Origin of the sequence: Paenibacillus sp. FSL H8-0457 (assembly GCF_038051935.1) — a bacterium.
Classification (GTDB): Bacteria; Bacillota; Bacilli; order Paenibacillales; family Paenibacillaceae; genus Paenibacillus_AQ; species Paenibacillus_AQ lautus_A.
On sequence record NZ_CP150293.1, the window covers coordinates 5400565 to 5412880 of the forward strand.

The following is a 12316-nucleotide window of genomic DNA, read 5'->3' on the forward strand; positions in this document are numbered from 1 at the left end:
ATCTCTCAAATCGGCAGGGTCTTATGGGGTAAAGAGGAAAAAGTTTGCAATTAATGCCATCCGGGTTATCATATACGTAAAAGAGGAGAAATGGCGATGAGTAAAAATTTATTTCATCCTGAAGCAAGAGAGAAACTAATGTGGCTTAATGAACCTGGACATTGGGAGTTTACGACAGATGACGGGCTCATCTTGGATGCTCCACCGAAAGCCGATTTTTTCAAAGACCCTGCAGGAAAACATATTGTTCATTCTGCGCCCTATCTTCACCTTCAGGTTGATTCAACATTCCAGCTTATAACGCAGCTTCAGGTAGACATGAACCATTTATATGATTCCGGGTGCTTGATGTTGATGGCAGACGAGAACAATTGGGCCAAGCTATGTTATGAATTCAATGGTGAGCATGCCACTATCGTGTCCGTTGTTACTCGGAACGGCGTGTCGGATGACTGTAATTCTGAGCGTGTATTCGTTAGCAATCCTTATTTGAAAATGACGAAAAAAGACAAAACGATTTCCTTTTACTACTCATCCGACGGTGAAGTTTGGAAATTGATTCGATACTTCGGAATGGATGCCCCGATTCCTTTTACTGCAGGTGTGGTCGCTCAATCACCGATGGGAGCAGGCTGTCGAGTCCAATTTCTGTCTTTGTTATTATCAGAATCCGATGAGGAAAGCAGGTTTTAGAAGCAGCTCATGAGCTGCTTCTTTTTTTGGTTTACGGACGTAAATCGTGCCCTACACTTAGCAGATTATACGGCTATTGATAAGGACACAAGTTGCAAGTTCTTGTCCTCAATAAATGCAGTTCGAATATTTCCTTGGTTAAAAGGGCGGGTACTGCTTAAACGTTACCAAAAAGTAATTACATCACTTCAAAGTGCGTACTTCTCAAGCCGAACCCTAACGTGCAAAATGACATTAATCAAGAACAAGACGTTAGGAGATGAACTTATATGAATACAGATCAACGTTCGCATCATTCGCAAAAAACGGCTTTGGTTGTTGGGGCTAACGGGGTGATCGGCCGCAACCTCATCGAGTACCTTGCGACGCTTCAAGGCTGGGATATCATCGGCGTATCGCGCCGAGGCGGGGAATCCACGAACCGCGTACGTTATATCTCCGCCGACCTGCTTGATCGTGAAGATACGATCGCCAAATTAAGCTCCTTGACCGAAGTAACGCATATCTTCTACGCGGCCTATCAGGACCGGCCAACGTGGGCCGAACTCGTCGCGCCGAATCTGGCCATGCTCGTTCATGTCGTGGAAGCCATCGAGCCCATTGCCGACAATCTGCAGCATGTCAGCCTGATGCAGGGCTATAAGGTATACGGAGCGCATCTCGGTCCGTTCAAGACGCCGGCCCGGGAGACGGATGCGAATCATATGCCGCCGGAATTCAATGTGGATCAGCAGAACTTCCTGGAGGAACGGCAGCAAGGCAAAGCCTGGACGTGGTCCGCGCTGCGCCCCTCCGTTGTCAGCGGATTCGCCCTTGGAAACCCGATGAATCTGGCGATGGTCATTGCCGTCTATGCCTCGATTTCGAAAGAGCTCGGCATTCCTCTGCGTTTTCCTGGTAAACCGGGAGCCTATCACAGCCTGCTGGAGATGACCGATGCCGATCTGCTCGCGAAGGCGACCGTTTGGGCAGCGACCGATGAACGCTGCGCCAATCAAGCCTTCAATATTACGAACGGGGACCTGTTCCGCTGGAACGAATTGTGGCCGAAGATCGCGTTGTATTTTGAGATGGAAACCGCACCGCCCCTGCAGATGAATCTGGAAACGGTCATGGCGGATAAAGAGCCGGTTTGGAATCGCATGGTTGAGAAGCATGGGCTTGCGAAGCACGATTATGATGAGGTTTCATCCTGGAAGTTCGGTGATTTCGTGTTCTCCTGGGATTATGATTTCTTTGCAGACGGCTCGAAGGCCCGCCGCTTCGGGTTTCATGAGTATGTCGATACGGAGGCCATGTTCATGAACATCTTTGACGAACTCCGGCGGCGTAAAGTCATTCCCTAAGCGATCGCGCAGCCTGTATGACGAGAGCCGGCTATACGGCGTATAGTCGGCTCTTTCATTTTTACAATCTTTTAAAACCGGTCCTCAAATGCCGGCTTCTCCAGCACCATGGCGGACTCGCCGTATTTTCGCTCGATATGCGTATCCCCCCATCGGCACATCAGATGAAGAATCTCCTTCAGGCTCCAGCCGTACTCGCTCAGTTCATACTCCACCTTGGGGGGAACCTGATTGTACGTTTTGCGTACTATAACGCCCTCCTCTTCCAGCTCCCGCAGATGCTGTGTCAGCATTTTTTGGGTGATCTGGGGAATCAGGCTTAAAAATTCGCTATTTCGTCTTTTACCGAACGTAAGATGAAAGAGAATGACCGGTTTCCACTTTCCGCCAATGACCTCCAGCGTAGCTTCGACCGCCGTGTTGTACACTTTTTCTTTAAACTCCATGCAAGCCTCGCTCCTTCGTTACACGATATGGCATTACCACAGATTTCCGATCTCCCGCTTTACTTCTTCCACTATAACACGAACCCCATCTTCGATCTGATCCAATCGCGCTCTGGAAATGCTGATTCGTATAAACTTTTCGCGCATCAGGTAGTCGGACAGATAAAACAGCTTGCCGGGAACCACATGAACGTTCCGTTCCTTCAGCCGCCTGATCAACCGCTCCAGGTTCACGGTCTGGGGCAGCTTGAACAGCTGATAGATACCGCCGTCGCCGGGCACGGCTTCAATGAACCCGGTTCCCTCGTACTGCCGTACCGCAGCGTTTAAAGCTTGCATTCTGGTTTCGTACTGGCTGTAAATTTTCTGTTTATGTCGCTCGTACATCCCGTTGCTGATATAAATTTCGAGTGCCGCTTGGGACAGCAGCGACGTATCCCCGTAACTTTTGTAGGCATGGAACGTTTCGAGCAAACGTTCCGGCAGGACGACGGCTCCTAATCGCAGTCCGGGAAAAATGATCTTCGAGAAGCTCTTCAGATACACCACGTGCGAGGATCTGTTGTACGCATAGATTGGATCGTATCCCCGTTCTTCGCCTAAATCGGCCATATAGTCGTCTTCCACAATATAAACGCGATATCGGGTCGCCAGGTTTGCAATGGCCTTCCTCTGCTCGGCGCCGTAGGAAGTTCCCAGCGGATTATGATATCTCGGCATCGTATAGAAAAATTTAATGCGCCCGGTTCGGAATTGCTCCTCCAAAGCCTGCAGATCGATGCCAGCTGCCGTGCGCGCGATTCCGATAACGGGGAATCCCTCGCTCTCCAGAAACTTCAGGTAGTTATTGTAGCTGGGCTGTTCTACCAGAATGATGGACTTTCCGCCAGGGAACGGCATTTTCGCCAAGATCTCGAGCGCCTGCTGAGCGCCTGCCGTGACCACGGTTCTCTCGGCGGTAGTGAATACCTGATTTCCGGCCAGGTGAGAGACCAGGGTATGGCGAAGCTTCTCCATCCCTTGCGGATCGCCATAGGTAAACAGTTCATATTTATAGGTATCAATCGCCTTGTTCAAGCAATGTTGAAAATCCAGATACGGGAATACATGCACGTCCGGGGAGGCCGAAGAAAAATCGATCATCGCATGTACGCTCCCGTCCTCCTCCGATTTCGGACGGTCAACCACATAATACCCGCTTTGGGATACGGAATAAATCGCATGCCGTTTCTCAAGCTCCGCGTATGCCCGCAGTACGGTGCTGATGCTGCATCCGTACATGGCTGCCGCACGCCGCACGGAAGGCAGCTTCTGTCCCGGACGGTACTGTCCTTCCGAAATGTTGGTTTCCAGCTCCGTGAGAATGGACAAGTATTTTTGCATCGTGCACCTCCTGTCTTTCTATGCTTGATTATATCCGACTAAGCCTTCATCCCAAAAGATCTAATATTTTTAGGTGAAAAACCTAATTTTATTAGGTTTTTTGAGTGGAAAGCATCTGATAAAATAAATACAAGCGCTTACAATGCAACGATCCAAGGAGGAAACGTGATGACCAAGCCCGTACAGCCTAACGTACCGATCGTAACCCATATCTATACCGCAGACCCTTCCGCCCACGTATTCGAGGGTAAAATTTATATTTATCCATCCCATGACCTTGATCACGAGAACACGTCCAATGATAACGGTGACCAGTATGACATGGAAGACTACCATATTCTATCGCTGGATGATGTGAACGCTCCATGCGTGGACCATGGCGAAGCCCTCCATGTGAAGGATGTTCCATGGGCGAAAAAGCAAATGTGGGCACCGGATGCTGCCTTCAAGAACGACACCTACTATTTATACTTCCCTGCCAGGGATCATGACGATATTTTCCGTCTTGGCGTAGCTACAAGCTCTTCGCCTTCCGGTCCATTCAAGCCGGAGCCCCATTACATTCCGGGCAGCTACAGCATCGACCCTGCCGTATTCGTGGACGACGATAACCGGGCCTATATTTACTTCGGCGGCCTTTGGGGCGGACAGCTGGAACAATGGCAGACCGGATCGCACATTCCGGATGCGGAGGGACCTGCGGCAGATGCGCCTGCCATCGGACCGCGGGTCGCTGAGCTGAGCGACGACATGCTTACTTTTAAGGAGGCACCCCAAGAAATATCCATCGTGGATGAAAAGGGCAGCCCGATCGTTGCGGGGGATGAAGAGCGAAGATATTTTGAAGGGCCTTGGGTTCATAAATACAAAGGCACTTACTATCTATCGTACTCCACCGGATCGACGCACAAAATCGTCTATGCCACGAGTGAAAGTCCGACGGGCCCATTTGAGTTCAAGGGCACGATTCTGACACCTGTTATCGGCTGGACGACCCATCACTCCATTGTTCAGTTCCGGGACAAATGGTACCTCTTCTACCATGACAGCTCCCTGTCCGGCGGAGCTGACAACAAACGCAGCGTCAAATTCACCGAGCTGACCTACAACGAGGACGGCACCATCCAGACGATTGACCCATACTGCAAATAAGCCGTCACACACGTTCTGCCGTAAAATAAACAAGCTGACCCACATTATGGAGTCAGCTTGTTGTCGTTCGTGATATCGTTAATGCGTTGCAGCCCCGTCCGCTACACACCCTTTTTAAACAAAGAAAAGGAGTAAATTGCCGGAGCCGCCGCGATCAGAATTATGACAGGGACGATGGCGATGGCCAGGTTCACTTTCAGAAACGCCGTCAGGATCATGAAAGCTCCGCCTGCCATCCACAGATACCCGGCAAAACGATGCGTTTTATTCCAATTTTCCTGGCTGTTCAGCGTCCAAGGCAGCTTGATGCCCACCGTATAATTCTGTTTGCTCTTCGGCAAATAATTGCCGGTGACCACGAGCAGCATGCCCACGAGAGCCGGTGCAATCGTCTGGATCGGCAGCTCGGCCCCCATAGCCTTGAACAGCGTGATTGGCATGAGAATGAGAGACAGTGCGGGGATGAGCCATAGACCCATCGTTCTTAAAACCGGGGCAGCGTTCATTTTCTTAGGATCGTTGTTAAGCCCCACATTGACAATGACGTTAATAACCGCGGTAATCAACGGCAGCACAAACGCCGCAACCGCCTTCGGCACATAATTATCCGGATTGCCCGCCGCATTCCAGTGAACAGCCACTTGCTCAGGCAATTGGCTGTACAGCGTCATCGATAAAATAATCGGCAATAAGCATATCAGCGTTGTTATAACCAGCATCGAATTATTCTTTTTCCTCATCTTGTTTCCCCCCGTTAAATTGTGAAAACCACAGCATGATTTCTTCGAAGACGGATACGTTGATTTCATAGTAAATATAATTTTTATATTTTGTTTCAAATATCAGTCCGGCCTTCTTCAGCTGCGACAGATGATACGAAATGGTCGCCCCGGTCATATCGAAATGCTGACCGATCTCTCCGGCTGACATTTTCCCGCGTTTGAGCATAACCAGGATGTCCCGTCTCACCGGATCAGATAACGCCTTGAATGTTTCCGGAAATCCCAATGTGCATCACCCATATTTCTATTTAGAATTTCATCTAAATACATTATCGCTTATACCTGCATCCAATTGCAATACCTATTTTGAAAAAAATCTAAATAGAATGCAAAATGAGCAACCGGGCAAGCCCCATCGCCGTGGTCATCGTTATTGTTTGCCAATAAACAACAAAAGCCCGCCACGGACCCGCATTACGCGCTGATCCATAGCAGGCTTGCTTCACGGCCTGTTTATCCAAGCACCTTCTCGAATACCGGAAAGCTTGCCGCTCTCCCTGGGAAATTCACTTCTCCCCGCAGATCATAACCTAAGCCTTGATACAGCTTAAGCGCAGCCGTATTCTTGGCATAGGTGTCCAGTCGAAGGCTTCGGTAACCCTGGCGTGCGCCATACTCCTCGGAGAAAGCTACCAATGTTCGCGCAATGCCCTGCCCGTGTGCTTCCGGATCGACGGCAAGGCGATGCATCATAAGATGCGGTCCCTCGTCCTGCTTCCAGCTAATGGTTTGGTACTGTTCTGCCTGCGATTCGTCGAGAACAACGATCCCTAAAATACGGCCTTCGCCTTCAGCCGCAAACAACGTTCCGCGCTGTAAATCCTCACCGATTACCTCCCGGTTCGGATATTGATCATCCCATTGATCGCTGCCTCCAGCCTGCATGACCGTAACGCAGCGTGCAACCAAAGCCATGATTTCCTGAAGGTCTTCTATCCGTCCCGTCCGTATGTTCATATTCATCGAAACACCTACTATTTTTTTTTTAGAACAGTTTACTATGGTTGGACGGCTGCAACAACTCGTAACGCATGACCCTCGAAAGCATCCTATTTAAGCAATGTAAGAGTCACCTCTATCGTATTGTTTACGAAAGAGCGCTCCGGACGGGATTTCAACATCACGGTCAGCCCAATCAAGGATACGATGAGCGCTTGCGATAAAGCTTTGGCGTCTGTGCCCTTCGCAAGCTCGCCCGATTGTATGCCCCGCTCAATGGTTTCTTGGAATATGACCGCCAGATACATCTGATGCTCCCTTGTCAGAATTTCAAATTTCTCATCATGAGGCGCAAGCTCGACCATCGTGTTAATGCAAAAACATCCGCGGCTGCGGCTTTCGGCGTATTCCTCATCCACTACATTCTCAAAATAGGCTCGAAACGCATCCCTGACCGATCGATGATTTTGCAGCCTGGTTCGCACCTCGGAAGCATGCCCTCTCGTGTATTTGCGCAGCGCGGTTTCGAACAGCTCTTTTTTGTCTCCGAACGCAGAGTAAATACTGGGCCGCTGAATACCCATTCTGGAGGTCAAATCGCTTAATGAAGTAGCCTCATATCCCTTCTCCCAAAACAGCTGCATCGCGGCATCCAATACCTTCTCTTCATCAAATTCGCGAACTCGTCCCATCGTTAATTACCTCTCGTTACTTTAGATTTAAAGGAAAGCTCGATGATCACAGGCGATAAGCAAATAGTTTGATTTCATTACCAATCAGTAAAGTAATTTTAAGATCTACGAATGCTTTTGTCAAACAACGAAAATCCGATTTTTACATTTATATCAACACTCGTAAGTATAATTTTAATCATTTCAATAAACGTATTGACATGAATTGTCACTGTGGGATATATTTATCGATGATTTTAATATACCGATCGGTACACAAAAAAAACGAAAGGATTGGATGCATGAAAATGGAGGGAATGCTGGATAAAAAAGCGGCCCGTAACGAAACGGGGGCTGTTACGTCACAGGGGGCGCCAAGTTCGCCTGAATGCGTTAATGCTGCTCCAATGACTCGTTACGTGACGTTATTGTTTGCGATTGCCTGCGGCACGTCGGTTGCTAACATCTACTTTGCACAGCCGCTGCTCGATCAGCTGTCAATCGAGTTCAACATGGATTATTCCATCATCGGCATTGTAATTACCGTCACGCAGGTCTTCTATGCATTGGGACTGCTGCTGCTCGTCCCTCTGGGAGATTTACTGAACCAGCGCCGATTGATTATCGGTCAGATGACGATCTCCGCAGCAGCTCTAGTTATCGTTGGTACTGCTTCCTCTGGTGCGATGCTCTTCGCAGGCTTGGCTTTGGTGGGACTGCTTGCCGTTGTGACGCAGACCATCGTGGCATTCGCGGCAACTATGGCTGCCCCTGCTGAAAGAGGGCGTGTCGTCGGCATGGTAACCAGCGGAATTGTGATTGGGATCCTTCTTGCGCGAACCTTTTCGGGAATCCTGAAGGATCTTGCAGGATGGCGCTTCGTTTATCTGGTTTCGGCTGCTTTGATGCTGCTCATGGTCTGCGCATTATATAAGGTGCTGCCAAATGCTGCGCGCAAGGTAAAGACTCTTTCTTATGCTCAACTGCTTAAGTCGGTATGGATGTTGTTCCTGCAAGAACGGCTATTACGTATCCGCGCTGTGTTGGCTATGCTGATTTTTACGGCTTTCAGCATGTTGTGGACCCCATTGGTACTGCCTCTGAGCTCGCCGCCGCTATCCCTTTCGCACTCGGCTATCGGGGCGTTCGGCCTCGTGGGCGTCGTAGGGGCATTGGCTGCAGCAAAGGCCGGTAAGCTGGCCGATCGAGGTTATGGACAGCGAACGACGGGAATTGCATTGTTCCTGCTATTGCTGTCATGGCTGCCCATCGGCTACACGGAACGGTCGCTGTTCGCCTTGGTCATTGGCATTATTCTGTTGGACTTGGCGGTACAGGCCGTACATGTCACGAATCAGAGCATGATTTTTGCATTGCGGCCGAAGGCGCGCAGTCGGATTGTTGGCGGCTACATGATGTTCTACTCCATCGGAAGTGCTGCCGGTTCCATAACTTCGACCCATGTTTACGCGCACTTCGGCTGGCATAGGGTATGCGTGCTCGGGGCCTCCGTCAGCACGGTTGCTCTTATTTTTTGGGCCGTGACCAAAGGCGCTAAAGGTGCTGCCCACTGATAGTAATTCAAACTACTAAAGATCGCTTCCCTCGGAAACGGGGTGGCGATCTTTTAGAATATCCACGAACAGCGGCGAGCTTCCAGCCCATACGTCAATATAAAACTCTCTATTTATTGTTATGGATGCAGTTCCTATGGATGCAGTTCCTCAAAATAACGAAAGACACGCCGTTTGGGCGTGCCTTCATCCTATTCTTATGGCGTTTTCCCCAGGATCACTTCGCCTGTCGTCTTATTCCAGGACATCGGAATGCCAAGTTTTGATGTGATCAACTCCAATGGAAACATGGTCGAATTCGCCAGGAATGGAACGCTAGCATCTTCTCGCGTCACCTTCCCGTTCACCAATACAACGGCGGGATCACTGGATTTAATGGATACGGTATTTCCGCCATAAGAGAAAGACCATATCGGAAACCGCTGATTTCCGTGTTTCGGATCCGGATTGGACTGTCCGCGCTTCACTTTGATCCCCAGGGCTTCAAATACGCTATTATACGGTACATATAGCTTGCCTTCCACCATGGCAGAAGAACCGTAGAAGCTAACCGTTTGTCCGTTTACCGTCCAAGATAAAGGAGGCTGCACCATGACCGGATTCCCATCGTTCTCGTTAGGCGAGCCGCTGCCTTGATATTTCTCTTCTCCCCAAGCCAGCACCTTGCCGTCCTGATTGGTTGCATAACCGGTATATCCCTTGCTTCCCCAAAGTGCCGTTATACCTGTCAGACCTTTCACTCGAAAAGGCTTTGCCGTCGGATCGTTGTAATTCCACTGCCAGACCGTGCCGTCGTTTTTAAGCATAAATAAACGGTTGTTCCCCGTTCTTATCTCTTGGATATCGTTTAATCCCTTCACCGCAGCCGGCGCTTGCTGCTTCGTATTCACATTCCAGCGCAGCACCGTCCCGTTCTCATGCAGCAGAAACACGTCATACCAATGCGCGGCGATTCCGGTAATGGAGGAAGCAACCAGCGGTTTAACTTCGCGAAACTCGCGTTCCAGGCGGAACCGGTCGTAGAAACTATTATATACCGTTAACATATCGACGCTGCCGTCTTTACCGAGAATCAGGGCCTCATGTCCGGCGACCACTATTGTTTTTGCATTCGTGACTCCCTTGATAGGAAAGTATTTTACCGTCATCTTTAAATGATCATTCGGATCAAACGTCGGACTCCATATCGTTGCAGACCCATCCTTATGCAATGCGACAGAACCATGGTTTGAAATGGCCAGGCTGGCTACATCCTTAAGTCCTTCCAGCTTGATCAGCCCTCCCCTTTTTTGGAAAGGTAACAACGGATCCCCGTTAATATAAGGCGAGTAATAATCGCCCCAAGCCCACACGTCCCCGTTCTTGTCCAAGGCAAATGAAGAATTGTCGCCTGCCGCCACCTGAACAATATCAGTCAGACCCGCGACTTGCTTGGGCACCAATTGATGAATGCTGGTCCCGTCACCTACTTGACCTGACTTGTTATAACCCCAGGCGGTCACGGAGCCGTCGCTCCATGCCGCAACACCATGTCCGCTGCCCCCAGCCACGCTTACCGGTATGGAGCGGGAATCTACATTCGTTGCTTCCGCTGCTCCCACAGCGCCCAGCACCGTACAATTGACTGCTAATAGTATCGTCACTAACATAAAAGCTACTCTGCCATTCAATTTCTTCATGAATGAGGCCTCCAATTCTCAATCTATAATGGTATATACTACCATATCAAAAGATGGTAGGGAAAAAATAGTATACCCGCTGCTGATAGCTAGAAGCCGTTACTCAAACATGGCAGGATTCAGCCTATGTTTGTTGGAATAGAGTTGCCGTGACCTTGCAGTCCGCGCACAGGAACATATAATAGATGCCTTCCCCGTACTCCTCGATCTGTTCCCAATCCAGCTGCCCGATGAATGTCATGCTTCGGGAACAGCAAGGGCAGGAAGGATAGACGGCGTCCTGGATCCAAGCCGGATAACCGCCGATTTGCGAGACCGCCGGACCGAGCACCCAATAGGCGGCATAATAGCTGCTGCGAGGCTTGTCCGCAATCCGCAAGGAGCGTCCCGCGGACGTAAAGCTTCGCTCATCCTCCCCGGAATCAGGCCCAGGCACATATTCCGGTTTAATATTAGTCTGGCTCCATTCGGATTTTCCGTGCAAATCCACATCCATGTAGATCGTATCGTAACAACTGCAGATCACGCAGGTGCTCACCCGAAGCCTCTCTCCGGACAACCCCAGGAATCGAAGCTTCGGATGGCTGATGTCCAGATCCGCCAAAATGGTCAGGCTGCTTCCGCACCATGGACAGGAAGCGGAATCCTCCTTCAAAAATTGTGCGGGCTCGGGTTCCGCTGCATAAGTGCTTTCTGATGGCACTATTTTCGCTATGGCGTAGCTGTCATGGTAGAATAGTCCGCGCTTGCTCCCATTCTCCGTGAGCTCCCAGCCCCCCTCATGCGCATAAGCTTCAGGCGGGACATACAGCTCCTTAGCCCAAGATGGAGGATCGGACCTCCATTCTTGAAATTGGCGCACAACCTGATCATCGCCGATCCAAGCCAAGGCCAAGAGCAGATGGTTGCGGTTATCCTTGTCCTGTTCCACTTGTTGAAGCAGTTCATCCCGGCTATGGACAGATGCATCTTTGAATAAAATGCCGGGGTAATAGATCCCCCGCTCCAGCAGTATCGGTATGCAGGATTCAAGCGAGTAGTCCCGATAGCAGATCAGGGACACAAGAATCTCCTGGCAGGTGTCCTCATCGCCCGATTCGAGCAGTTCAAGGGCTGCATTCAGCATGCGGTTGGCATCACCCGCAGATAAAGCGGAATATACCTCTTCTCTTTTCAGATGATAGGGAATATATCTGATTAATGGATCACGCTTCACCGGGGCATGCATGATCTTAAGGATCTCTACCGGGTCCGTTATCCCCTCGTACAAGTCGATATCTCTCCGGTGCTGTTCTATGTAACGCTGCCGTTCTGCGCGCTCCATCTCCTGCTTGCACGGCATGCAATAACCTCCGGTTTTGGCCGCGGTTGCCGGCAATATCGTTGCCGAACATCCTTCGCTACGGCATGGCAGCCGTTCTGTCATGCGGTCCCCTCCTTATTCTAGTAAGTTCACTCAGTTGGAGCCCGGCCTCTATTCTATGGTAAGTCCACCTCAGCTGGAGCCCGGCCTGTTTTCTCATGGCCATGAATTTCCTCTATTAACTATAGCTTTCTTTTCATTCCCATATCAACAAGGAGCTCTCTTATCTTCGTGATCTATCACCACAAGAAAGGCGAGATCCGTTAACGTCTATGAATACGCAATATT

The 12316-nt window shown here is 50.0% G+C and carries 12 protein-coding genes; 4 read left to right on the forward strand and 8 right to left on the reverse strand.

Features of this window, described 5'->3' with window-relative positions; translation table 11 throughout:
- Window positions 1-96: 96 nt before the first annotated feature.
- Both MHI43_RS24095 and MHI43_RS24100 read left to right on the forward strand, forming a co-directional pair.
- Entirely contained in the window at window positions 97-693 is a 597-nt protein-coding gene (locus tag MHI43_RS24095) for a DUF1349 domain-containing protein (protein ID WP_036660060.1), read from the forward strand.
- A gap of 269 nt (window positions 694-962) precedes the next feature.
- Window positions 963-2039 (forward strand): SDR family oxidoreductase, encoded by a 1077-nt coding sequence (locus MHI43_RS24100; protein ID WP_036660059.1) that lies wholly within the window; start codon window positions 963-965, stop codon window positions 2037-2039.
- 71 nt (window positions 2040-2110) lie between these two features.
- On the opposite strand, the gene MHI43_RS24105 is transcribed toward MHI43_RS24100, so the two are convergent.
- Together MHI43_RS24105 and MHI43_RS24110 are read right to left on the reverse strand one after the other, a co-directional pair.
- Window positions 2111-2485, reverse strand: a complete 375-nt coding sequence (locus MHI43_RS24105; protein ID WP_015736832.1) for a helix-turn-helix domain-containing protein — start codon at window positions 2483-2485, stop codon at window positions 2111-2113.
- Window positions 2486-2518: 33 nt separating this feature from the next.
- Window positions 2519-3868, reverse strand: a complete 1350-nt coding sequence (locus MHI43_RS24110; RefSeq protein WP_036660058.1) for a PLP-dependent aminotransferase family protein — start codon at window positions 3866-3868, stop codon at window positions 2519-2521.
- A 168-nt stretch (window positions 3869-4036) separates the two neighbouring features.
- Here MHI43_RS24110 and MHI43_RS24115 point away from each other — a divergent pair, with 168 nt between their 5' ends.
- A complete protein-coding gene (locus MHI43_RS24115; RefSeq protein WP_036660056.1) occupies window positions 4037-5020 on the forward strand; it encodes a glycoside hydrolase family 43 protein in 984 nt (327 codons plus the stop codon).
- A gap of 101 nt (window positions 5021-5121) precedes the next feature.
- Here MHI43_RS24115 and MHI43_RS24120 read toward each other — a convergent pair whose 3' ends face one another.
- From MHI43_RS24120 to MHI43_RS24135, 4 genes are all read right to left on the reverse strand, one after another.
- Window positions 5122-5760 (reverse strand): SdpI family protein, encoded by a 639-nt coding sequence (locus MHI43_RS24120; protein ID WP_015736835.1) that lies wholly within the window; start codon window positions 5758-5760, stop codon window positions 5122-5124.
- On the reverse strand, window positions 5744-6028 hold the full coding sequence (locus tag MHI43_RS24125) for an autorepressor SdpR family transcription factor (RefSeq protein WP_015736836.1): 285 nt from the start codon (window positions 6026-6028) through the stop codon (window positions 5744-5746). Before MHI43_RS24125 ends, MHI43_RS24120 begins: the two co-directional genes overlap by 17 nt.
- Before the next feature lie 227 nt (window positions 6029-6255).
- Complete coding sequence (locus tag MHI43_RS24130; protein WP_036660267.1) at window positions 6256-6759, reverse strand: GNAT family N-acetyltransferase; 504 nt, start codon at window positions 6757-6759, stop codon at window positions 6256-6258.
- A gap of 92 nt (window positions 6760-6851) precedes the next feature.
- Entirely contained in the window at window positions 6852-7433 is a 582-nt protein-coding gene (locus tag MHI43_RS24135) for a TetR/AcrR family transcriptional regulator (RefSeq protein WP_036660054.1), read from the reverse strand.
- 386 nt (window positions 7434-7819) lie between these two features.
- On the opposite strand from MHI43_RS24135, the gene MHI43_RS24140 reads away from it, so the two are divergent.
- Window positions 7820-8986, forward strand: a complete 1167-nt coding sequence (locus tag MHI43_RS24140) for an MFS transporter (RefSeq protein WP_051425286.1) — start codon at window positions 7820-7822, stop codon at window positions 8984-8986.
- A 197-nt stretch (window positions 8987-9183) separates the two neighbouring features.
- Here MHI43_RS24140 and MHI43_RS24145 read toward each other — a convergent pair whose 3' ends face one another.
- Together MHI43_RS24145 and MHI43_RS24150 are read right to left on the reverse strand one after the other, a co-directional pair.
- Window positions 9184-10665, reverse strand: coding sequence for a chromosome condensation regulator RCC1 (locus MHI43_RS24145; RefSeq protein WP_036660053.1), 1482 nt, complete (start codon window positions 10663-10665; stop codon window positions 9184-9186).
- A 124-nt stretch (window positions 10666-10789) separates the two neighbouring features.
- The gene (locus MHI43_RS24150) at window positions 10790-12091 is read right to left on the reverse strand and encodes a hypothetical protein (RefSeq protein WP_036660052.1); all 1302 of its coding nucleotides are present in this window, start codon (window positions 12089-12091) and stop codon (window positions 10790-10792) included.
- Window positions 12092-12316: the final 225 nt, after the last annotated feature.

Bases quoted from the DNA above. Each gene is read 5' to 3' on its own strand.
- MHI43_RS24095 (WP_036660060.1), top strand. From the start codon at position 97: ATGAGTAAAAATTTATTTCATCCTGAAGCAAGAGAGAAACTAATGTGG.
- MHI43_RS24100 (WP_036660059.1), top strand. From the start codon at position 963: ATGAATACAGATCAACGTTCGCATCATTCGCAAAAAACGGCTTTGGTT.
- MHI43_RS24105 (WP_015736832.1), bottom strand. From the start codon at position 2,485: ATGGAGTTTAAAGAAAAAGTGTACAACACGGCGGTCGAAGCTACGCTG.
- MHI43_RS24110 (WP_036660058.1), bottom strand. From the start codon at position 3,868: ATGCAAAAATACTTGTCCATTCTCACGGAGCTGGAAACCAACATTTCG.
- MHI43_RS24115 (WP_036660056.1), top strand. From the start codon at position 4,037: ATGACCAAGCCCGTACAGCCTAACGTACCGATCGTAACCCATATCTAT.
- MHI43_RS24120 (WP_015736835.1), bottom strand. From the start codon at position 5,760: ATGAGGAAAAAGAATAATTCGATGCTGGTTATAACAACGCTGATATGC.
- MHI43_RS24130 (WP_036660267.1), bottom strand. From the start codon at position 6,759: ATGAACATACGGACGGGACGGATAGAAGACCTTCAGGAAATCATGGCT.
- MHI43_RS24135 (WP_036660054.1), bottom strand. From the start codon at position 7,433: ATGGGACGAGTTCGCGAATTTGATGAAGAGAAGGTATTGGATGCCGCG.
- MHI43_RS24140 (WP_051425286.1), top strand. From the start codon at position 7,820: ATGACTCGTTACGTGACGTTATTGTTTGCGATTGCCTGCGGCACGTCG.
- MHI43_RS24145 (WP_036660053.1), bottom strand. From the start codon at position 10,665: ATGAAGAAATTGAATGGCAGAGTAGCTTTTATGTTAGTGACGATACTA.
- MHI43_RS24150 (WP_036660052.1), bottom strand. From the start codon at position 12,091: ATGACAGAACGGCTGCCATGCCGTAGCGAAGGATGTTCGGCAACGATA.